23 protein-coding genes and 1 tRNA gene are annotated in these 21395 nt (G+C 62.8%); 8 read left to right on the top strand and 16 right to left on the bottom strand.

Going from position 1 to position 21395, the window contains the following annotated elements; genetic code table 11:
* Positions 1-23: 23 nt before the first annotated feature.
* A complete protein-coding gene (locus AC0C6X_RS15090; protein ID WP_472953816.1) occupies positions 24-1556 on the top strand; it encodes an ABC-F family ATP-binding cassette domain-containing protein in 1533 nt (510 codons plus the stop codon).
* A 76-nt stretch (positions 1557-1632) separates the two neighbouring features.
* On the opposite strand, the gene AC0C6X_RS15095 is transcribed toward AC0C6X_RS15090, so the two are convergent.
* Positions 1633-1764, bottom strand: a complete 132-nt coding sequence (locus tag AC0C6X_RS15095; RefSeq protein ID WP_472953818.1) for a hypothetical protein — start codon at positions 1762-1764, stop codon at positions 1633-1635.
* Positions 1765-1914: 150 nt separating this feature from the next.
* Here AC0C6X_RS15095 and AC0C6X_RS15100 point away from each other — a divergent pair, with 150 nt between their 5' ends.
* Positions 1915-2466: a dihydrofolate reductase family protein gene (locus AC0C6X_RS15100; RefSeq protein WP_472953820.1), complete on the top strand. Its 552-nt coding sequence runs from the start codon at positions 1915-1917 to the stop codon at positions 2464-2466.
* A gap of 111 nt (positions 2467-2577) precedes the next feature.
* Positions 2578-3324: a bifunctional 2-polyprenyl-6-hydroxyphenol methylase/3-demethylubiquinol 3-O-methyltransferase UbiG gene (gene ubiG / locus AC0C6X_RS15105; RefSeq protein ID WP_472953822.1), complete on the top strand. Its 747-nt coding sequence runs from the start codon at positions 2578-2580 to the stop codon at positions 3322-3324.
* A 15-nt stretch (positions 3325-3339) separates the two neighbouring features.
* Here the strand turns inward: ubiG and AC0C6X_RS15110 are convergent, their stop codons facing one another.
* The 5 genes from AC0C6X_RS15110 to AC0C6X_RS15130 form a co-directional block, all read right to left on the bottom strand.
* The gene (locus AC0C6X_RS15110) at positions 3340-3906 is read right to left on the bottom strand and encodes a GNAT family N-acetyltransferase (protein WP_472953824.1); all 567 of its coding nucleotides are present in this window, start codon (positions 3904-3906) and stop codon (positions 3340-3342) included.
* A gap of 105 nt (positions 3907-4011) precedes the next feature.
* On the bottom strand, positions 4012-4440 hold the full coding sequence (locus AC0C6X_RS15115; protein WP_173520579.1) for a DUF1178 family protein: 429 nt from the start codon (positions 4438-4440) through the stop codon (positions 4012-4014).
* The gene (locus AC0C6X_RS15120; protein WP_173520578.1) at positions 4437-5294 is read right to left on the bottom strand and encodes a carbon-nitrogen hydrolase family protein; all 858 of its coding nucleotides are present in this window, start codon (positions 5292-5294) and stop codon (positions 4437-4439) included. Before AC0C6X_RS15120 ends, AC0C6X_RS15115 begins: the two co-directional genes overlap by 4 nt.
* Positions 5295-5381: 87 nt before the next feature.
* Positions 5382-5639, bottom strand: coding sequence for a glutaredoxin 3 (grxC, locus tag AC0C6X_RS15125; RefSeq protein ID WP_173520577.1), 258 nt, complete (start codon positions 5637-5639; stop codon positions 5382-5384).
* Positions 5640-5686: 47 nt separating this feature from the next.
* Entirely contained in the window at positions 5687-6463 is a 777-nt protein-coding gene (locus AC0C6X_RS15130) for a ComF family protein (protein WP_173520576.1), read from the bottom strand.
* 58 nt (positions 6464-6521) lie between these two features.
* On the opposite strand from AC0C6X_RS15130, the gene AC0C6X_RS15135 reads away from it, so the two are divergent.
* Positions 6522-7400 (top strand): class I SAM-dependent methyltransferase, encoded by an 879-nt coding sequence (locus AC0C6X_RS15135; RefSeq protein WP_472953828.1) that lies wholly within the window; start codon positions 6522-6524, stop codon positions 7398-7400.
* 33 nt (positions 7401-7433) lie between these two features.
* Here AC0C6X_RS15135 and AC0C6X_RS15140 read toward each other — a convergent pair whose 3' ends face one another.
* The 6 genes from AC0C6X_RS15140 to AC0C6X_RS15165 form a co-directional block, all read right to left on the bottom strand.
* On the bottom strand, positions 7434-7607 hold the full coding sequence (locus AC0C6X_RS15140) for a Flp family type IVb pilin (RefSeq protein ID WP_173520574.1): 174 nt from the start codon (positions 7605-7607) through the stop codon (positions 7434-7436).
* Positions 7608-7664: 57 nt separating this feature from the next.
* On the bottom strand, positions 7665-7985 hold the full coding sequence (locus AC0C6X_RS15145; protein WP_173520573.1) for a hypothetical protein: 321 nt from the start codon (positions 7983-7985) through the stop codon (positions 7665-7667).
* A gap of 181 nt (positions 7986-8166) precedes the next feature.
* A complete protein-coding gene (gene mutT, locus AC0C6X_RS15150) occupies positions 8167-8580 on the bottom strand; it encodes an 8-oxo-dGTP diphosphatase MutT (RefSeq protein ID WP_173520572.1) in 414 nt (137 codons plus the stop codon).
* Between the two features lie 4 nt (positions 8581-8584).
* Positions 8585-9400 (bottom strand): GNAT family N-acetyltransferase, encoded by an 816-nt coding sequence (locus AC0C6X_RS15155; protein ID WP_472953831.1) that lies wholly within the window; start codon positions 9398-9400, stop codon positions 8585-8587.
* 131 nt (positions 9401-9531) lie between these two features.
* The gene (gene argJ / locus AC0C6X_RS15160) at positions 9532-10773 is read right to left on the bottom strand and encodes a bifunctional glutamate N-acetyltransferase/amino-acid acetyltransferase ArgJ (protein ID WP_472953834.1); all 1242 of its coding nucleotides are present in this window, start codon (positions 10771-10773) and stop codon (positions 9532-9534) included.
* Positions 10774-10991: 218 nt separating this feature from the next.
* The gene (locus tag AC0C6X_RS15165) at positions 10992-11858 is read right to left on the bottom strand and encodes a peptidylprolyl isomerase (protein WP_472953836.1); all 867 of its coding nucleotides are present in this window, start codon (positions 11856-11858) and stop codon (positions 10992-10994) included.
* 243 nt (positions 11859-12101) lie between these two features.
* On the opposite strand from AC0C6X_RS15165, the gene secA reads away from it, so the two are divergent.
* Positions 12102-14816, top strand: a complete 2715-nt coding sequence (secA, locus tag AC0C6X_RS15170) for a preprotein translocase subunit SecA (protein ID WP_173520568.1) — start codon at positions 12102-12104, stop codon at positions 14814-14816.
* Positions 14817-14969: 153 nt separating this feature from the next.
* Here secA and AC0C6X_RS15175 read toward each other — a convergent pair whose 3' ends face one another.
* Positions 14970-15203 (bottom strand): hypothetical protein, encoded by a 234-nt coding sequence (locus AC0C6X_RS15175; protein WP_173520567.1) that lies wholly within the window; start codon positions 15201-15203, stop codon positions 14970-14972.
* A gap of 127 nt (positions 15204-15330) precedes the next feature.
* Between AC0C6X_RS15175 and AC0C6X_RS15180 the strand changes: the two genes are divergently transcribed.
* Both AC0C6X_RS15180 and AC0C6X_RS15185 read left to right on the top strand, forming a co-directional pair.
* Positions 15331-16722 (top strand): lipopolysaccharide biosynthesis protein, encoded by a 1392-nt coding sequence (locus AC0C6X_RS15180; RefSeq protein WP_472954105.1) that lies wholly within the window; start codon positions 15331-15333, stop codon positions 16720-16722.
* Positions 16719-17993: a GNAT family N-acetyltransferase gene (locus tag AC0C6X_RS15185; protein ID WP_173520566.1), complete on the top strand. Its 1275-nt coding sequence runs from the start codon at positions 16719-16721 to the stop codon at positions 17991-17993. Before AC0C6X_RS15180 ends, AC0C6X_RS15185 begins: the two co-directional genes overlap by 4 nt.
* Before the next feature lie 42 nt (positions 17994-18035).
* On the opposite strand, the gene AC0C6X_RS15190 is transcribed toward AC0C6X_RS15185, so the two are convergent.
* Positions 18036-19676, bottom strand: a complete 1641-nt coding sequence (locus AC0C6X_RS15190) for an AMP-binding protein (RefSeq protein ID WP_472953841.1) — start codon at positions 19674-19676, stop codon at positions 18036-18038.
* Between the two features lie 123 nt (positions 19677-19799).
* A tRNA-Leu gene (locus AC0C6X_RS15195) sits at positions 19800-19884 on the bottom strand.
* A gap of 216 nt (positions 19885-20100) precedes the next feature.
* Between AC0C6X_RS15195 and AC0C6X_RS15200 the strand changes: the two genes are divergently transcribed.
* Positions 20101-20613 (top strand): disulfide bond formation protein B, encoded by a 513-nt coding sequence (locus AC0C6X_RS15200; protein WP_173520564.1) that lies wholly within the window; start codon positions 20101-20103, stop codon positions 20611-20613.
* 121 nt (positions 20614-20734) lie between these two features.
* On the opposite strand, the gene AC0C6X_RS15205 is transcribed toward AC0C6X_RS15200, so the two are convergent.
* A complete protein-coding gene (locus AC0C6X_RS15205; protein WP_043623031.1) occupies positions 20735-21292 on the bottom strand; it encodes an HNH endonuclease in 558 nt (185 codons plus the stop codon).
* Positions 21293-21395: the final 103 nt, after the last annotated feature.

The raw sequence follows: 21395 nt of genomic DNA on the forward strand, positions 1-21395 counted from the left end.
CTCGCGCAGTCCAGAGAACGACCATGGCCTTGATCAATATCCGCAACCTCGGCGTCAGCCTGAGTGCACCGCTTTTCTCCAACCTCAATCTCTCCGTCGCCGCAGGTGATCGGATTGGCATCGTCGCCGCGAACGGCCGCGGCAAGTCGACCCTTTTGAAATCGATCGCCGGCACCTTCGACCCGACTGCCGGCGAAATCACGCGTTCGCGGGGCCTGACCATCGGCCACGTCGAGCAGAACGTGCCTGCTTCGCTCATGCCTCTCTCCTTCCACGAAGCCGTTCTCTCTGCCCTTCCGGCCGATCAAGCGGAGAACGAAAGCTGGCGCGTCGACATCGTGCTCGACTCCCTCGACGTGCCGGAGGCTCTGCGCCGACGCTCTGTCTCGGAATTGAGCGGCGGCTGGCAGCGGCTGGCACTTCTCGCCCGCGTCTGGGTCACCGATCCGGATGCGCTGCTGCTGGACGAGCCGACCAATCACCTGGACCTCGCCAAGATCGCCCGGCTCGAAGCCTGGCTGAACGCCCTGCCGCGGGACGTGCCGGTGCTGGTCGCCAGCCACGACCGCGCCTTCCTGGATGCGACCACCAACCGCACGCTGTTCTTGAGGCCCGAGCAGTCGCCGATCTTCGCGCTTCCCTACTCACGCTCGCGCGTAGCGCTCGACGAGGTCGATGCCTCCGAGGAGCGGCGCTACCAGCGCGACATGAAGGTGGCACAGCAACTCCGCTGCCAGGCCGCCAAGCTCAACAATATCGGCATCAATTCCGGCAGCGACCTGCTGACCGTGAAGACGAAGCAGTTGAAGCAGCGGGCCGAGCGGCTGGAGGACGCAGCGAAGCCTGCGCATCAGGAGCGTTCCGCCGGCGCGATCCGGCTCGCCAACCGCGGCACCCACGCCAAGATCCTGGTGACGCTCGACGATGTCGCCGTCGAAACGCCGGACGGAACCCCTCTCTTTCGCACCGGCAAACGCTGGATTTGCCAAGGCGACCGCATCGTCCTGCTCGGCGAAAACGGCACCGGCAAGACGCGGCTCGTCAACCTCATCCGCGCTGCGATCGAGGAGCCCGGGCGTGCACCGGAAAGCCTGAAGGCGACGCCCTCGCTCGTGCTCGGCTATAGCGACCAGGCGCTTGCGGGATTGTCCGACGACGAGACGCCACTTGCCGCACTCTCACGCCGCTTTTCTCTCGGCGATCAAAGGGCACGCACCCTGCTCGTCGGTGCCGGCGTCGGCATCGACATGCAGGAAAAGGCGATCGGCCGGCTCTCCGGAGGCCAGAAGGCACGCCTCGCCATGCTGGTCCTGCGCTTGAAGGAGCCGAATTTCTACCTGCTCGACGAGCCGACCAACCATCTGGACATCGAGGGCCAGGAGGCGCTCGAGGCCGAGTTGCTCAAGCACGAGACGAGCTGCCTGCTGGTGTCCCACGATCGCAGCTTCGTCCGCAATGTCGGCAATCGCTTTTGGCTGATCGAGAAGCGGCGTCTCGTCGAAGTCGAGGACCCGGAGGACTTCTTCGCCTCCGCTGCGGCGAGCGAGCTCGGGTAGCGACCGCGGTCAGCGAAGCCGCACTCATCGCATTAGTGACGCCCGCGAAGGGCGGGCGTCATGTTCCTCATCGTGGCTAGGAAGGCGGACAAGCGATCACGCAGGCAACCTCGCCACCTTCGAAGACATACGTCAGCCGCGCCTCGACGATCCATCGAAGGCTGCGCGCAACGACCTCGACTGCCCAGCCGATTCTGTCCAGCGACATCTGAATTCCCCTGCATCGCAGATTCGACAAAACTAGCACGGCGACGTGCTTCGGCGCGAACCAATCTGATGCAATTATAAAACCACTTGTAATATAATATCAGTTTTGTCAGTCTCCTCCGAACACACGCACTGCAACGGGAGAAAGACAATGCGCAAGGTCATCATGTGGGACATGGTCAGCGTCGACGGCTTCTTCGAGGCGCCGGGGCATGACATCAGTTGGTTCGTCTTCGAGGACGAACTCGCCGCCTATATCGGCGAAACGCAGCTCGAAGCGGACACTTTGCTTTTCGGCCGCGTAACCTATGAAATGATGGCCGCCTATTGGCCATCCGCCGAAGGCGACATCGCCACCTTCATGAATGGCGTCGAGAAGTTCGTCTTCTCGCGCACGTTGACATCCGCCGATTGGCACAGGACAACGCTCGTGACCGGCGACGCCGCCAAGGAAGTCGAGCGACTGAAGCAACTCGATGGCGGCACGATCTTCGTATTCGGCAGTGCGGATTTCGCAGCAGGGTTGATCGAGAAGGGCCTTGTCGACGAGTATCGTCTCGGCATCAATCCGGTGCTTCTGGGTAGCGGCGTGCCCCTGTTCAAGCCGGGCCTGAAGCGGACGAAGCTGAAACTGACCGACACACGCTCGCTGAAATCGGGAGTAGTCATCCTGCACTACCAACCGGAGGCGGACGCGCTGTAGGGGGCAGAGCATCGCTCCCGCTTGGTCTGCGCTCATCTGGCCCATCGCCGGCTCTTGACTTCCCTGCCTGATCGTCCGACTTCACCAGGGAAGATGCAAGGAGACGGCGACATGAGCGAGACCGCACGCACGACGATCGACCAGAGCGAGGTGGACCGGTTTTCCGCCATGGCCGCGGAGTGGTGGGATCCCACCGGCAAGTTCAGGCCACTGCACAAGTTCAACCCCGTTCGCCTCGCCTATATCCGCGACAAGGTGGCCGAGCATTTCGGCCGCGATCCCAGGGGCCCGCAACCGCTGAAAGGTCTGCGGCTGCTCGATATCGGCTGCGGCGGCGGTCTTCTGTCGGAGCCAATGGCGCGCATGGGCGCCGACGTCCTCGGTGCCGATGCCTCTGAGAAGAACATCGGTATCGCCAAGACGCACGCAGCCGGAAGCGGCGTCGCGGTCGACTATCGCGCCGTGACCGCGGAAGCGCTCGCCGAAGCCGGCGAGAGCTTCGACATCGTGCTCAACATGGAAGTGGTCGAGCACGTTGCAGACGTCGATTTCTTCATGACCACCTGCGCCCATATGGTTCGCCCTGGCGGCCTGATGTTCGTCGCCACCATCAATCGCACGATGAAGGCAGCGGCACTTGCCATTTTCGCGGCCGAGAACGTGTTGCGCTGGCTGCCGCGCGGCACGCACCAGTACGAAAAGCTGGTGCGCCCGGAAGAACTGGAAAAGCCGCTTGTGGCCAACGGGCTCGAAGTCACCGAGCGCACCGGCGTCTTCTTCAATCCGCTCGCCAATCAGTGGAACCTGTCCAAGGATATGGACGTCAACTACATGATCGTCGCCAAGCGCCCGCTGTAAACGCTGCCGGCGGGTTCAGCCGGCCTGCCGACGCTCCTGCCATTCACGCCTCAGCAGCGCATAGACGAATTCGTCGCCCCAGCTACCGTTGAACCGGTCGTTCTCGATCAGATGCGCCTCCCGGCGCATGCCGAGACGTTCCACGACACCGACGGAACCTTTGTTGAGCGCATCGAGCCGAGCGAAGATCCGGTGAAAGTGCAGCGTCGAAAAACCGAGATCGAGCACGGCCCGCATCGCCTCGGTCGCGTAGCCCTTGCCGGCAAAGGCGGGGTTGAAGATGTAGCCGGTCTCCGCCTGCTCCGCCGTCCGGCTTGCGAGCTTCAGCAGCACCTCGCCGATCAGGGCGCCATCCTCCTGCCGCTCGACGGCAAAGACTGCGACATCTCCGTCTTCGTCGAGGCGCGGCTTCGACGCCTTGACGAACTTCGTCCGCGCCGCCACTTCGTCCAACGGCTCGGCATAGAGGTAGCGATAGACTTCCGGCAGCCGATGATAGGCGAAGAAGGCGGGAAAATCGTTGGGCGCGAATGGCCTGATGACGAGCCGATCGGTGGAAATGCGTAGCTCGGACAATGTCATTGACTGAAAATCTCCCATTGCGAAACCGCGAAATGGGAAGCAAGACGTTGTTTTTAAAGAGCCGTCGGCCAAGTTTGCAGCATCGGTCAGGCGTTGGATCGCGCGTCAGTTGGCCTCGTCCGGCAAGATCGGCAGCGGCGCGACCGCAATTCCTTCTTCGAGAAGCTCCACGGCCTCTTCCGCCGTCGCCTTGCCGATCAGTCCGCGTTCCTCCGCTTCGCCATAGTGGATCTTGCGCGCCTCCTCGGGAAAGCGCTCGCCGACATCCTCGGCGTTCTCGCGCACGGTCTTTACCAATTCGCGGATCTTGGCGATCGTTTCCTTCTGCGCCTGGTCCATGATCACCGCCCGCGTTGCCTCCTTCTTGCGCGCAGTCGCGACCGACGGCGCCATCAACTGCTTGGCAACGGACGTTGAATTGCAAGAGGGACAGGAAACCAGTTTGCGGCCGACCTGGCGGTCGAAATCGTCACTCGACGAGAACCACCCCTCGAAGGAATGGCCATTGTCACAGGAAAGCGCATAGCGGATCAAGCGGCGACGCCTCCTTTCCCGGTTGGCGCCACTTCGTCGAGGACGAAACTGCGGGCGTTCTTCAAATTCGGTATCTTGGCGCGTGCCGAATGCACGGAGGCGACATCGATTTCGGCAAGCACGATCGCCTCACCGGTCGAGCCGGCCGAAGCAAGCACCCTGCCCCAGGGATCGATGATCATCGAGTGGCCGAAGGTCTCGCGCCCGTCCTCATGCGTGCCCCCTTGCGCGGCAGCGATGACGAAGAGGCCGTTCTCGATTGCACGGGCACGAAGCAGGATTTCCCAATGTGCCTCGCCGGTCTGGCGTGTGAAGGCGGCGGGCACCGACATGATCTCGGCGCCAGCCACCGCCTGCTGCCGAAAAAGCTCCGGGAAGCGCACGTCGTAGCAGATGGTGAAACCAAGCTTGCCGAAGTCGAGATCGGCAATCCGTGCCGTGTTGCCGGGCTGATAGGCGGCGCTTTCCCGCCAGCTTTCGCCGTTGTCGAGGTCGACGTCGAACATATGGATCTTGTCGTAGTCGCAGATCTTCCTGCCGTCCGGCCCGAACAGCAGGCCGCGATTGGCGATCTTGCCGTCGGCAAGCGCGATCGGCGTCGAGCCGACATGGAGATAGATGCCCAGTTTACCGGCAAGCTTCGCGGCTTCGCTGGCAATGATGTCGTTTGCCTCGTCCTTCAGGACCGCGCGCAGAGCCGCCCGGTCTCGCTGGAGCGCGCCGGTCATTTCCGGCGTCTGGACATAGGTCGCGCCCTGGGCAGCCGCCTCGCGCACCAGTCGCACCATCGTCTCCGCATTCTTGCGCGGATCGACGCCGGAACACATCTGAATGGCTGCGGCCTTGAAGGTCATCTTGCTTTAACTCCTGGCGCACGCCGCTGCAGAGCGAACAGACGCTCTCGCTCTAGCGACTTGCAAAACATCGGGTCGTCAGGCGCGTCAGGCGGCAAGCATGGCGTCGAGCTTGCCGGCTCGTTCCAGCGCGTGCAGGTCGTCACAGCCGCCGACATGGATGTCGTTGATGAAGATCTGCGGGAACGTCGTGCCGCCGTGCGCCTTCTCGATCATCACCTGCCGAACCGTCGGATCATAGGTAGCGTCGTGTTCGAGGAAGGACACGCCCTTGGTTTCCAGTAGTTTCTTGGCGGCCGAACAATAACCGCAGAACTGACGCGTATAAATGACCACTGAAGCCATGATCCTGGTTCGCTCCTTCGCCGGCAACCGTGCCGGACAACTGATTGTCATATAGGACCGGATATGGCTCTTGCAAAGGTCAAAACCGTGACCGGCCCGGCTCCCGCCCGTTTCAGAGCGCGGGTCGCTGCCGAGACGGTTGCACCGGTCGTATATACATCGTCTACGAGAACGACGCTTTTCCCACGGAGACCCGCTTTGCCGCTTTCCGAGACCGCGAAGGCGCCGCGCACATTGTCTTCACGGGCCTGCCGGGCAAGACCCACCTGCCGGCTCGTGCGTCGGATACGCATGAGCACATCGGCCTGGTAAGGCCTGCCGGAGAGCCGCGCTATGGCCCGTGCCAGTTCCGCCGATTGGTTGAACCTGCGCCTCCAGAGCCGAAAGGCATGCAATGGCACCGGAACGATCGCGTCGGCCGAGGCCACCGCACCATCGCTCGCCCGGATCATCCACTCCGCCATCATCGGCGCGAGATCGGTGCGGTCGCGATACTTCAGCCCATGCACCAGATCGCGGGCGATGCCCTCATGGATTGCGACCGACCGCAGACGATCGAATGCGGGCGGATTGGCAATGGCTTCCGGCGAAACCGAGCCCGGCCCATGGTCGACCGAAAACGGTGTCCCGAGAACATCACAATAGGGGCGCTCGATCAGCGGCAGGGTCGACCAGCAAGGCGCGCAAACCGCGCGATGATTGCCAACCATTCGGCCGCAGCCGCAGCAGACTGGCGGATAAACGAGATCGACGACCCCGAAGACGAGCCCCCGCAGAACGCGCCCCCACCCCTCCTCCGGAAACCGCGGTCTCTCCCATGCCATGCTGTTGACTTTGAACCTCCGAAGGTCTCTTTGCTGGCGAGCTTGCGGAGACAGTATCGTGGAAAAAATCTTTGACCAGAGCCTCGTTGAGGCACATCGGGCAAGAGCGCTCAGAAACGCCGATCCGAAAGCCGGCTTCCTTCTCGATATCGTCGCACAGGAACTCGCCGAACGGGTCAGCGTGGTCGAACGTCACTTCGACCGCGCGCTGGAACTGCACGGCTATACCGGGCAAACGGCGCGGAACCTCATGGCAACCGGCAAGATCGGTGCCGTTGAGCGCGTGGAAACGGATGCGCGTTTTGGCTCCGACCAGGCACCGGTAACGATCGCCTCGCTCGAAGAGGTTCCGGGCAAAGCGGAGAGCTTCAACCTGGTGGTTTCGCCGCTGTCCCTGCACCTGACCAATGACACGCCGGGCGCCTTCATCCAGGTTCGTCGGGCGCTGCAACCCGACGGGCTCTTTCTCGCCGCCATCCCCGGCAGCGGCACGCTGCAGGAACTGCGCGAGGCGCTTCTGGCCGCCGAGGCGGAGTTGACGGGCGGCGCCAGTCCGCGAGTCATTCCCTTCGCCGACGTCCGTGATATCGGCGCCCTGCTGCAACGCGCCGGTTTCGCGCTGCCGGTCGCCGACACAGAAACCTACACGGTGCGTTACGATTCGCTGTTTGCCCTGATCCGCGACTTGCGCGCCATGGGCATGACCAGTCCACTCACGGCACGAAGCCGCGTGCCCGTCTCGCGGCGCTTCTTCCTGCGGGCCGCGGAAATCTATGCCGAACGTTTCTCCGACCCGGACGGCCGCGTTCGCGCGACATTCTCGATCATCTACCTGTCCGGCTGGGCACCGCATGAAAGCCAGCAGAAGCCGTTGAAACCAGGCTCGGCGAAGCAGCGGCTTTCGACTGCACTCGGCACGAAGGAGCAGCCGCTCTGACGGACGACGGCGGCGTTCGTTCCGGCGAGGTCTTCAGACCTGTGCGTTCTGGAATGTCGTCGCCAGCAGGTTGAGGACGGCGGTGAGCGCGTCGCGGACCTGTTCGAGACCAAGAAGCAGGCTGACGGAGATGATGGCAGCGATGAGGCCATACTCGACCGCGGTGGCAGCGCTTGCGTCGCGAAAGAGGCGTCTCAGCTTTTCCATGCGTCCCCAGTCTGGTTCGTGTTCCGAAACGCACCGGAAAACCCGGATGGCGTTAGGTCAGCACCCGCTCTTGCGGCCGTCCGCATCGATGATGCAGACCGCCCCAGGCATTTCCTGCAGCACGCTGCGCCGTACCGTGTAGCGCTTGGTAGTCCCGCTCGAAGGGATGGAGCCGGTGGAAATGTTGTCGTAGTCGACGGGCGTGTTCGCCATGATGCGCCTGTCGTTCTTTGAAGACAGCATCGGCGTGAGGATCAGCGTCAGCGCGATCACTGCCGTTCCAAACAGCAGGGACAGATTGAGCACACCCGTCCGGCGGGACTGATTGTTCATCAGATCCTTTTCCTGAACCGTGCTCCAGAAATCGTCGTCCACCATCCCAGCCTCACAAACGCACAAAGCACGGCGAACGCAAGCGCCCTTCCCAAGCTTGGTTCCACCGTACTGCCTGAAATCAATACGCTGTTCACCAACAATGCGTACCGAAAAAATGAATTGGGCTATCTTTGCGCGAGGGAGATAAACGATCGATTAATAATCGATCAGATTTCGGGTAGGTTCAGAGCAAATCCATAAGAAACGGTATCAACGGCTCATCCGCCGGCGGCATCGGATAGTCGCGCAAGGCCTTCGGCCGCACCCATTTGATCGCCTGGCCTTCCCTCCCCGTCGCCACCCCTTCGTAACGCCGGCAGATATAGAGCGGCATCAGCAAATGGAAGTCCTCATAGGTGTGACTGGCGAAGGTCAGCGGCGCGAGACAGGCGACCTTGGTGCGGATGCCGAGTTCCTCGTCCAATTCACGGATCAGGGTTTCCTCGGGCGTCTCGCCGGCCTCGACCTTGCCGCCCGGAAACTCCCATAGACCGGCCAGCGATTTGCCTTCCGGCCGCTGCGCCAGCAGGATACGGCCGTCGGCATCGACCAGAGCACAGGCGGCAACGAGCACGATCTTCTTTCCGTTGACGTCCATGACCTCAAGCCCCAGGCGCTCTGTAGATGTAGCTGTAGACTTCGGAGAAACCGGCGCCACGATAGAGTGCCAGCGCCGCGCTGTTCTCCGCCTCGACCTGCAGCCAGGCTTTCCTGGCGCCGCGCAGCCGCGCCCAACGCAAGCAGACGTCGAGCATCGCCTTGCCGACGCCGCGCCCGCGGACCCGTGCGTCCACGGCAAACTGCATGATGCCGGCGAGATCGTTGTCCTGAACGACGAGAGCCACGGCGGTAGGCCCGGTCTCGGCATCTTCGAACAGGAAGAGGCCGCTTTCCGGCTTGATCGCACTGATGATCTCGGCGAGCGCGGCCTTTCTCTTCGGATCGCCCTTGGCGATACCGATACAGGCATCGACGAAGCGGCCGGTGTCCTTGATCGGCAGATGGTCGATGCCGCCGCCGAATTCACGCTCGGCAAGATCGGTCGTCATCACCAGGCTGCGACTGAATGCCGTCCAGCCTTCCGCATCCATATGGGCAACGAGTTGCGGCGGGGTCAGCGGCGTCTGGCGCACGGTCAGGGATCGACCGTAGTCGGCAAAACGCCTGGCCGCCTTTTCAAGGCGCGCCGGGATGTCGCGACAGTCGGATGGATCGAGCGGGTTGACGGAGTTGAGACGCTTGGAATCATGCCCAGCATTGAGCCGGATCAGCCAGCTGCCGTCATATTGCACTGACGCTGCCGGCCAAGCCCGGAAGCCCACGGCTTCGAGACGGCGCACGCTCGGGAGATCAACCATTACCGCTTCCCCACCTTCGGCCGCGACGTTGCCCGCCGGCCGGGTATCACTCGATGTCATCTTGTTACCCCTACTGCATGCCTCCTCAAATCGACCACGATTTAAGGAGGCATGTAGAAAATCAAAGTTCTACAGCGACCTTTGCGCGTCTGGTGAGACGCGCGGCGCTATAGTCAGGCTGGACCGGAACCTCAGCTCCGGTAGTCGCCGTTGATCTCGACATATTCCTTCGTCAGGTCGCAGGTATAGACCGTAGCGCGGCCGGACCCGAGGCCGATGTCGACGCGGATGGCGATGTCCTCGGCCTTCATGACGGCAGTGGCTGCCGCTTCCGAATAGGTGGGATCACGCTCGCCTTCGACGGCCACGCGCACATCGCCGAACCAAATCGCCAGCCGATCGCGTTCGGCCATCTCACCGGACTTGCCGACAGCCATGACCACGCGCCCCCAATTGGCGTCCTCGCCGGCGACGGCGGTCTTGACGAGCGGCGAGTTGGCGATGGAGAGCGCGATGCGCTTGGCCGCCGCGTCGTTCTCAGCGCCTTCGACCGTGACTTCGACCATCTTGCGCGCGCCTTCGCCATCACGCACAACCTGAAGCGCCAGGTCGCGCAGCAGGTCGTTCAGCGCCAGGCGGAAGGCATCGAGGCGCGGATCGGCCGCGTCGGCGATTGCGGGTTGCCCATCGACTGCCGCCGCACCCGTCGCAAAGAGCATCAGCGTGTCGGAGGTCGACGTGTCGCTGTCGACGGTGACCGAGTTGAAGGTCGGGCCGACGCCGGCCGAAAGCAGAGCCTGCAGCGCTGCCGGGGCAATGTCTGCGTCGGTCACCACGAAGGAGAGCATCGTCGCCATGTCGGGCGCGATCATGCCTGCACCCTTGGCAATACCGTTGATCGTGACCTTGACCCCGCCGATCTCGGCCGTGCGGGTCGCGACCTTCGGATAGGTGTCCGTCGTCATGATCGCCTTGGCGGCTTCGAACCAGAAATCTTCCTTGCCGGCAACAGCCAAATCGTCGAGCACGCCGGCGAACTTGGTTGCATCAAGCGGCTCACCGATGACGCCCGTGGAAGCGAGGAACACTTCGCTTTCCTTGCAGCCGACAGCCTTCGCCGCCGACTTCGCGGTCAGTTCCGTCGCCTCGCGTCCCTTCTTGCCGGTGAAGGCATTGGCGTTGCCGGAGTTGACGACGACGGCGCGGGCGACGCCGCCGGCAAGGTTCTGGCGGCAGAAATCGACCGGAGCGGACGGGCATTTGGAGCGGGTGAAAACGCCGGCGGCGGCGGCCGGCTTGTCGAACACCATCATCAGCACGTCGGTGCGGTTCTTGTACTTGATGCCGGCGGCAGCGGTAGCCATGCGGACACCGCGTACGGACGGCATTTCGGCGAAGGTTTTCGGAGCAAGCGGGGAGACTGAGCCGGACATGGGAAACCTGCTGTGACGTGTTGGGGCCAAAGCATTTCCAGGAAAGCTGCGCAGCGGCCTTCCGTCAGGAAATGCGTAAGAACAAAGATCTGGAGCGGCTTACAACCGAACCCGCTCCCGATCCATCTTGCGACAAATGCCCGAACGGTTTTCACCGCCGGGCATCAGCAAAAAGCGGTGATGGCAGGCCCCGCCAATGGCAGGACCGGCCGATCGAATTACTTGGCTTCCTGAGTTCCCTGCGCCTTGTTGGCCTCGTCATAGGCCTTCTTCAGAGCGGGATCGGAAATCTCGACGCTTGCATCCTTCTTGGCGGCAGCAAGCAGCTCAACGTATTTGTCACGCATGACGAGCTGACGAACCTGCGGCTCGACCTGCTCCAGCGTCGGCGGAGCCTGCGGGCGCTTGTCTTCGACCAGGATCACGTGGAAGCCGAACTGCGTCTTGACCGGGGTCTTGGTGTAGGCGCCCTTTTCGAGGGCGAAGGCAGCCGTTTCGAATTCCGGCACCATGCGGCCCTGGGTGAAGTAGCCGAGATCGCCGCCATCGTCCTTGTTCGGATCGGAAGACTTCGCCTTGGCCAGCTCGACGAAGCTCTTGCCGGCGTCGAGTTCCTTGATGATTTCCTTGGCCTCGTCCTCGGTCTTGACCAGGATATGGCGAGCCTTCACCTCTTCCTGTACCGGGATGGCCGCGACCTCCTTGTCGTAGCGCGCCTTCACCTCTTCCTTGGTGATCGCGTCGACCACGTGCTTCTTGAAGTAGGCGTTGTGCAGTTCGCGCGCGGTCAGGTAGGCGACGCGCTGCTTGAAGGTCGCATCATCCTGCAGACCTTCCTTTTCGGCCGTCTTCGACAGGAGCTTGACGTCGATGATCGCCGACAGCGCGGCGGCGCGCTTCTGCTCTTCCGGCATCTGCTGAAGCTGCGGGTCAAGGCCGCCCAGTGCGAGATTGAGCTCCGACTGATGCACTTCCTCGCCGCCAACCTTGGCGATCACCGGATCGGCGTCCTCCGCCCGCGCGCCACCATGAGCGGCCATTGCCGCAACCAGTGCCGCAGCAGCCAGGGTTTTCAACTTGGACATGCTCACTAACCTTTCACTTTGGCCTTCCGCGCGATTGCGTCCGGCTCGTAGCGGCTGCACACCACCAGAATGTGGCGGTTCTGTAGCCGTCCGGCAGCGCAAGTGCGTTGACATAATTCGACCCCCCTCTTATCTGTCACGCAACCTCGCGTCCAGAACAGTTTCCGGGCGTTTCGCGGCATTGCGCGGTTTTTGCGGCGCGGCCATGGGACCCCAGGCAACAAAAAAGAAAGGACCATCCGTATGGTCAGTCTCGGCGGCCTAGCCCGCAAGTTGTTTGGTTCCGCCAATGATCGCCGCGTCCGCGGCTACCAGGGTCGGGTGGATGCCATCAACGCTCTTGAAGCCGAAACGAAGGCTTTGTCGGATGAGGCGCTCGCAGCCAAGACGGTGCAATTCCGCAAGCAGCTGGAAGAGGGCAAGACGCTCGACGATCTCCTGGTACCGGCCTTTGCGGTCGTGCGCGAAGCCGCTCGCCGCGTCCTCGGCCTGCGCCCGTTTGACGTCCAGCTCATCGGCGGCATGATCCTGCACGAACGCGCGATCGCCGAAATGAAGACCGGTGAAGGCAAGACCCTCGTCGCGACCCTCCCCGTCTACCTCAATGCACTTGCCGGCAAGGGCGTACACGTCGTCACTGTCAACGACTACCTCGCCCAGCGCGACGCCGGCACCATGGGCCGCATCTACGGCTTCCTCGGCATGACGACCGGCGTCATCGTCCACGGCCTGACCGACGAGCAGCGCCGCGACGCCTACGCCTGCGACATCACCTATGCGACCAATAACGAACTCGGCTTCGACTATCTGCGCGACAACATGAAGTACGAACGCGGACAGATGGTCCAGCGCGGTCACTTCTTCGCCATCGTCGACGAGGTGGACTCGATCCTGGTCGACGAAGCCCGCACGCCGCTGATCATCTCCGGTCCGCTCGACGACCGCTCCGATCTCTACAACACGATCAACGATTTCATCCCGCTGCTTTCGCCCGAGGACTACGAAATCGACGAGAAGCAGCGCTCCGCCAACTTCTCGGAAGAAGGCACGGAGAAGCTCGAGAACCTGCTGCGTCAGGCGGGTCTCCTGAAGGGTGAAACGCTCTACGACATCGAAAACGTCGCGATCGTCCATCACGTCAACAACGCGTTGAAGGCCCACAAGCTCTTCACCCGCGACAAGGACTACATCGTCCGCAACGGCGAGATCGTCATCATCGACGAGTTCACCGGCCGCATGATGCCGGGACGGCGCTATTCCGAAGGCCAGCACCAGGCGCTCGAAGCCAAGGAAAAGGTGCAGATCCAGCCAGAGAACCAGACGCTCGCCTCGATCACCTTCCAGAACTATTTCCGCATGTATTCCAAGCTTGCAGGCATGACCGGTACGGCGGCGACCGAAGCGGAAGAGTTCGGCAACATCTACGGCCTCGAAGTGGTAGAAGTGCCGACCAACCTGCCGATCAAGCGTATCGACGAGGACGACGAGGTCTATCGTACCCAGGGCGAAAAGCTGAAAGCCATCATCGACGAGATCAAGTCGGCACACGAGCGCGGCCAGCCGATGCTGGTCGGCACGACCTCGATCGAAAAATCCGAACAGCTTGCCGATCTCCTCAAGAAGTCCGGCTTCGGCAAGTTCCAGGTGCTGAACGCACGCTACCACGAGCAGGAAGCCTTTATCGTCGCGCAGGCCGGTGTTCCGGGCGCGGTGACGATCGCCACCAACATGGCTGGTCGCGGTACCGACATCCAGCTCGGCGGCAACGTCGACATGCGCATCCAGCAGGAGCTTGCCGACGTCGAGCCGGGTCCGGAGCGCGACCAGCGCATCGAAGCGATCCGCGCCGAAGTGCAGAAGCTGAAGGAGCAGGCGCTTGCTGCCGGCGGCCTCTACGTTCTCGCGACCGAGCGTCACGAGAGCCGCCGCATCGACAACCAGCTTCGCGGCCGTTCCGGTCGTCAGGGCGACCCGGGCCGTTCGAAGTTCTATCTGTCGCTCCAGGACGACCTGATGCGCATCTTCGGCTCTGACCGCATGGACAGCATGCTGCAGAAGCTCGGCCTCAAGGAAGGCGAAGCGATCGTCCATCCCTGGATCAACAAGGCGCTCGAGCGCGCCCAGAAGAAGGTCGAAGCGCGCAACTTCGACATCCGCAAGAACCTCCTGAAATACGACGACGTTCTCAACGATCAGCGCAAGGTGATCTTCGAGCAGCGCATTGAGCTGATGGATGCCGAAAACGTCACGGAAACCGTGACCGATATGCGCACCGAAGTCATCGAGGACATGGTCAGCAAGCGCATCCCAGAGCGCGCCTACGCCGAGCAGTGGGACGTCGAGGGCCTGAAGGCCGACGTTCAGCAATACCTCAATCTCGACCTGCCGGTCGTTGAATGGGCTGCCGAGGAGGGCATCGACGAGGCCGATATTCTCGAACGCGTCACCGCCGCTGCCGAGAAGGAAGCGGCAGATCGCGCCGAACGCTTCGGCCTCGAGATCATGCAATATGTCGAACGCTCGGTCGTGCTGCAGACGCTCGACCATCTCTGGCGCGAGCATATCGTCAACCTCGACCACCTGCGCTCGGTCATCGGCTTCCGCGGCTACGCACAGCGCGATCCGCTGCAGGAATACAAGTCCGAGGCCTTCGAACTGTTCCAGGCCCTGCTCGGCAACCTGCGCCAGGCGGTAACCGCACAACTCATGCGCGTCGAACTGGTGCGCGAAGCAGCCGAAGCGCCGCAGCCGGCACCGCCGGTCATGCATGGCCACCATATCGATCCGCTGACCGGCGAAGACGATTTCGGTGGCGGCGCTGGAACGCTTCTGGCCCCCGCTCCCGTGCAACGCGATGCGAAGGATCCGTCGACTTGGGGCAAGGTCTCGCGCAACGAACTTTGCCCCTGCGGTTCCGGCAAGAAGTACAAGCACTGCCACGGCGTCTACGAGGCATAAGCGAGACAAGGGATAGCTTGGGTTTCGCGCCCATGCCCTTTGCAGGAAATGCCGCCTTCGGCGGCATTTTCGTTTCCGGTTACCGCGTCCCAAGGCGCAGAGGCGGGCAGCGGCTATCAGAAACTCAAGCGCAAACAGCCGATCTGAAAGCCCTTACCGATCGAACGACTTGGCGTAGGCGATCAGGTTTTCGAGCGCGTGAATGCCCGTGCGATTGATGTGGCGGCGGCCGAGCGTTGTGTTGATGCGGAAGGCGAGCTCTTCGGCATCGGCCGTTTTCAGATCAGAAAGCCGCTCGATGCCGATCTCCTCGAGATAGCCGATCATGCGTGGGCCGATCGATTTCGCCCGCATCATCCGTTCTCGCTCACCATCGCTTATCGGCATGGCCTTGTCTCGCCAATACAACCGCACTGAACCGTTTGTTAACGCTGTTCTGGCAGTAGTGAAACCCTGTATTGCGTAATCTCAGGGTGTTCTCGTGTTCATGGCGGTATGTCAAACGGCCGGACGAATGCTGCCGTCGGCGATGAAACACCGCTTGTCCGCGATGATCGGCGCGGTTGTTGCCATCTTGAGCGGCTCCGACCTGAAGAACACGGCTCGCCGCATGGCGCTCGTCGCCTTCACGGTTCGCATCCTCAGCGCAGCCATCGCTTTCCTGTCGCAGATCATCCTGGCCCGGATGATGGGCGAGTTCGAATACGGCATCTTCGTCTTCGTCTGGGTCCTGGTGATCCTGTTCGGCAGCCTCTCCTGCGTCGGCTTCCATTCCGTCGTGATCCGCTTCCTGCCGGAATATCAGGCGACTGCCGCGCTCGACGAAATCCGCGGCGTGACGACGACAGTGCGTGTTTTCGCCCTCACCTCCGCCACCGCGGTCGCCGTCGTCGGCTTGCTCGGCATCTGGCTCTTTTCAGAGCACATCGAGGCCTATTATCTCGTGCCGCTCCATCTCGGCCTCTTCACCCTACCCATGATCGCCCTTGGCGACGTCATGGACGGAACGTCGCGGGCCCATGGCTGGGCGCTCTCCGCCATGAGCCCCACCTTCATCATTCGCCCGCTGCTGGTCCTCGCCTTCATGGTGCTGGCGGTCTCGGCGGGCGCGCAGCACACGGCGCAAACCGCCATGGTCGCGGCCATGGCCGCCGCCTATGTCACCACCGTCTCGCAGTTCCTCGTGCTGACCTATCGTCTCCGCTCACGCTACGTGGAAGGGCCCCGGCGGATCGAGCTTGGCCGCTGGCTCCGGGTTTCGATCCCCATCTTCCTGGTCGATGGTTTCGGCTTTCTGCTGACCAATTCCGACGTCGTGATCGTCGGCCTCTATCTCGATCCCGATGACGTTGCGATCTATTTCGCCGCCGCCAAGACCATGGCGCTGGTGCACTTCGTCATGTTCGCCGTCAAGGCGGCGGCCGGCCCCCGCGTTTCGAACGCCATGGCCCGTGACCGCAGGCAGCTCGCGGGTATCGCGATCGAAAGCGCGCGTTGGGCCTTCTGGCCGTCGCTGCTGGTCGGCGCGCTGGTCCTGCTCGCAGGCCCGTTCCTGCTCTCGCTCTTCGGGCCTGCCTTCGTCACCGGCATGCCTTTGATGATGATCCTCTTCGGCGGCATTCTCGCCAAGGCCTTCGTCGGGCCGGCGGAAACGCTTCTGACCATGGCGGGCCAGCAGACGCTCTGCGTGATCCTTTACGCCGGCGCGCTGGTCGCCAACATCGCACTCAATCTCAGCCTCATCCCTCTCCTCGGACTGACCGGCGCCGCCCTTGCAACCGCAGGTGCAATGTTCGTCGAGGCGATGTTGCTGCATATCGCCGTCCGGCATACCTTTGGCTTCGCGCTCTTCGCCTTTGCGAGCGTGCGGGCCGGCAATGATAACAACGGGACTGTCCATCCATGATCGGCAATACCAATCTTCCGAGCGATGCAAACAGCCGGGCCGCCCGAGTCCTTGGCGGTCTGGCGCAACCTGGCGATGCAGGCCCGACCGCGGAACATATGATCGAAGTCGGCCGTCCTGGACGCCATCTCGCCATCTACCCGGCGAAGGCCGGCTACGATCTGCAGCGCGAACTCGACTTCCTGTCGAACCGGGCCCTGGAACCGAACGTTTTCTTCACCGGGCGCTTTCTTGCCCCCGCAATGCCCCGTCTCGAAGACCGGGTGATCCGCCTTGCGATCATGCGTGACAACGATGAACGCCGCAGCCGGCTGCGGTTTCTGATGCCGTTTTCGATCGAGAAGCCGGGCTTCTCGATCGGCGCGCCGATCATTCGCGCGTGGTCGAACCCTTTCGGTCCGCTCGGCGTCCCGCTGCTTGACGCAGAGGATGCGGCAGAGACCCTCGACAATCTGTTCGAGGCCTTTGCCGCCCCCTCCGGCGGCTTGCCCTCGGTGCTCGTCCTTCCCGACATGCGCCTCAACGGCAAGGTGGCCCGCCTCACCCGCGCCGTCGCCATCGGCCGCAACCTGCCGCTGACGGTAACGGATACCCACAGCCGCCCCATGCTCGAAAGCCTGCTCGACGGGCCGACCTATCTGCGCAACGCCATCAGCCCGGCGCATTTCCGCGAGTTGCGGCGGCAGTGGAACAACCTGGAAAAACAGGGCGCGCTGAACTATTCCGTCGCCCGCCAACCCGCCGAGATCCGCCTGCGCATGGAGGAATTCCTGGCGCTCGAAGCGTCCGGATGGAAGGGAAAGGGGCGCAGCGCCATGGTGCTCGACCGGTTCCGTGCGGCCTTTGCCCGCGAAGCGATCACCAATCTTGCCGATGGCGACAGCGTGCGCATCCACACGCTCGACCTCGATGGCCGGGCGATCGCATCCATGGTGGTGTTCCTGATGTCGGGCGAGGCCTATACCTGGAAGACGGCCTATGACGAACGCTATGCCAAGTTCTCCCCGGGCAAGCTGCTGCTGGCCGAGCTGACGGAATGGCATCTCGACGATGCCAACATCGCCCGCTCCGATTCCTGCGCCGTGCCGGATCACCCGGTCATGAGCCGCTTCTGGCAGGAGCGCGAGGAGATGGGCACGCTGGTCATCGGCCTTGAGCAGACCCGTGACCGCGAAGTGCGCCAGGTCGCGGCCCAGCTCCACCTCTACCGCAACACCCGCAACATGGCGCGCATGCTGCGCGACAAGATCAAGGCACTGGCCGGGCGCTAAATTGAGAGCCGTTCCGGCTAAGCCGCGCGGCCGGCCGCGGCCTCAGTCGCCGCGCGCCTCCGCTGCTGCCCGTTCACGCAGGAACCGTCTGATAACCTTGCCCGAGGTCGTCAGCGGCAAGCTGTCGACGAAGGTGATTTCGCGCGGATACTCGTGCATCGACAGCCGGGTTTTCACCCACTCGCGAATGGACGCCGCGACCCGCTCGTCACCATCGACGCCGGGCCGCAGGACGACAAAGGCCTTGACGATCTCCGTGCGGACGGGATCGGGTTTGCCGACAGCAGCGGCCAGCTGCACATCCGGGTGACCGGCAAGGCAATCCTCGATTTCGCCGGGACCGATGCGGTAACCCGACGAGGTGATGACGTCGTCATCGCGGCCGAAGAAGGTGAAATACCCCTCCTCGTCCATCACGCCCTGGTCGCCCGTCGTCATCCAGTCGCCGATGAACTTCTTCTCGGTCGCCTCATCGTTCCCCCAATAGCCGAGGAACATCACCGGATCCGGCCGCTTCACCGCCACCTGGCCGACACTGCCGGGCGGCAGTTCGTGACCCTCGCCGTCGATGATCGCCACCCGGTGGCCGGGTGCCGCCTTGCCCATCGATCCAGGCTTGACGACGCCGAGATCGGCGGCCGAAGAGATGACGATGTTGCACTCGGTCTGGCCGTAGAACTCGCTCACGTCGAGGCCGAGCGCTGCCTTTGCCCATTCGTAGGTTTCGCGACCGAGGGATTCCCCCGCCGAACCGATGGTCCGGAGATTGAGCCGGTAGCGCTCGCGCGGCCTCTCCACTGCCTTCATCAGCCGGAGCGCCGTCGGCGGGATGAAGGCGTTGCGCACGTCCATCTCTTCCAAGATACGAAACGCCGTATGGGGGTCGAACTTCTGCGCCGGCGACGACACGACGGGCACGCCATGCAGCAGCGACGGCAACAGTGCGTTGAGCAGCCCTCCTGCCCAGGCCCAGTCCGCCGGCGTCCACATCCGGTCGCCAGGCTGCGGCAGGAAGTGATGATGAAACTCGAATCCCGGCAGATGGCCGAGCAGCACCCGGTGCCCGTGCAGCGCGCCCTTCGGCGGCCCCGTGGTGCCCGAGGTGTAGATCATCAAAGCCGGATCGTCCGGGCCGGTATCCGCCGGCACGAAGCCAACGGGATCACGCGAGGCAAGCGAAGAAAAGGCGATCGTACCCGGCTGCGGCTGATCTTCCGCCAGCACGACCAGACGCAGCTCCGGCAACCGATCCCGGATTGCGGCCACGCGCTCGAAGCCAAAGTTGTTGGTGACGACAGCCGAAACACCGGCGTCACGCAGCCGGTATTCGAGCGCCTCGACACCGAAGAGAAGTGCCAGCGGCAGCGCGATGGCGCCGAGCTTATAGATCCCCGCGTGGGCGATCGCCGCTTCAAAGCCCTGCGGCAAAAGGATCGCGACCCGCTCGCCGGGCGCAATGCCCTCGCCTGAGAGCCCTTTTGCAAAGGCGGAAGATTGCCGGGCGAACGCGCCATAGGTCAGTGCCCGATGGGCGCCATCGGGGTCGAAATGCTGAAGACAGACGCGCTCCGGCTCGCGTGCGGCCCAGGCGTCGCTGACCGCGACGCCGATATTGAACTTTTCCGGGATCTGCCAGCGGAAGGCGCGGTAGAGTTCGTCGTAGGTCTCGATTTTCGGTAACATGACGCTGCCATGATAGATTTGTGCTGCAGCGCACCTAACACCTTCGTCAGCGTCTGTTCAATGACCGCGGTGGCGGTCAGGCATGTGGGACCGACGATGGGATGTGAAGAAAGTGTATTGTGGTGGTGCCCCATGCCGGGGTCGAACCAGCACTCCTTTCGGAACTCGATTTTGAGTCGAGCGCGTCTACCAATTCCGCCAATGGGGCTCAGGGAAATGCGATATCAGCGGCTCGGATTTACACGAAGGATTTCGCGATGGTCAACCATCATTTTCAAGATGCCACGCGGACAATCACGAAAGCGTGCGGACCTGTCGCGGCCACCCACGATTTACAGCGCGCGCGATCCTGCCTAAGAAGACGCCATCCAGTTTGCACTGCGGCAGGTGCCGGTTCCATAGGCCTGCCGCCCCCGAGGTATAGATGATCGACGCCGCCACCCAATCCCGCCAACATCTGCTGATCGCCATTGTCGTGACCCTCGGCATGGCGGCAACCGTCGGCGGGGCGCTCGGCTTCGAGCATATTGGCGGCTATATCCCCTGCGCGCTCTGCCTGCTGCAGCGCGACCCCTATTACTGGGGCATTCCGATCGGCATCCTCGCCATCATCACCAGCGCGCTGAAACTGCCCGTGTGGCTGACGCGCACGCTGCTCGGCGTCGTCGGCATCCTGATGCTCCTCGGTGCCGGCATGGGCGCCTATCACGCCGGCGCCGAATGGCATTTCTGGGAAGGGCCATCCACCTGCGCCACGACGGCGCAGGGCGTGTCGTCCAATGTCGGCGACCTGCTCGGCGATCTCGATTCGAAGCATGCCCCGTCCTGCACGGAAGCCGCATTGCGGGTGTTCGGCCTTTCCTTCGCCGGATGGAACGTGATCGCCAGCCTGATCCTCGCAGCGATCGCGCTTCGCGGCGCTGCAAGGGCGCGCTGATCCCGGATCGCTCCAGGAAAACGGACACCATCGCGTGACAACCCGACGAGGGGTTGGCGAACGCACGCACCTGCCCTGCTCCCGCTTCCGGGCTTGATCCGGCAAGAAGGCACGAACAGCGTCAGGGCTGCAGTTCGACGTCCCAGTAGAGATAGTCCATCCAGCTTTCATGCAGATGGTTCGGCGGAAAGAGCCGGCCGTTGTTGTGCAGGTCCTGTACCGTCGGCTGGTAGGGCCTCTGGTGCGGGAACATGCCGGCCTGCTTCGGCAGCTTGCTGCCCTTGCGCAGATTGCAGGGAGAGCAGGCTGCGACGACGTTGTCCCATGTCGTCTGGCCGCCGTGAGCGCGGGGCACCACGTGATCGAAGGTGAGATCGTCGGGCGAACCGCAATACTGGCATTCGAATTTATCGCGCAGGAACACGTTGAACCGGGTGAAGGCCGGGTGGCGCGAGGGCTGCACGTAGCTCTTGAGGCAAACAACGCTCGGCAGTCGCATCGAGAAACTCGGAGACGACACCGAATGTTCGTACTCGGCAAGGATGTTTACACGGTCAAGGAAGACTGCCTTGATCGCGTCCTGCCAGGACCAAAGCGACAAGGGGTAGTAACTCAGCGGCCGATAGTCAGCGTTCAAGACGAGCGCTGGTAAGGCCTGTGGTGAGACTGCAATCGTCAAGCGTATTCTCCTGATCGATTCGGCATCTGCACCTTCTATATTAGGCCCGTTGCAACAGGATTGTGAAGCCGGAAAGAAAAATGCGCTCGCTGGATTCGCTTTT

Source organism: Ensifer sp. VA4, assembly GCF_055710065.1.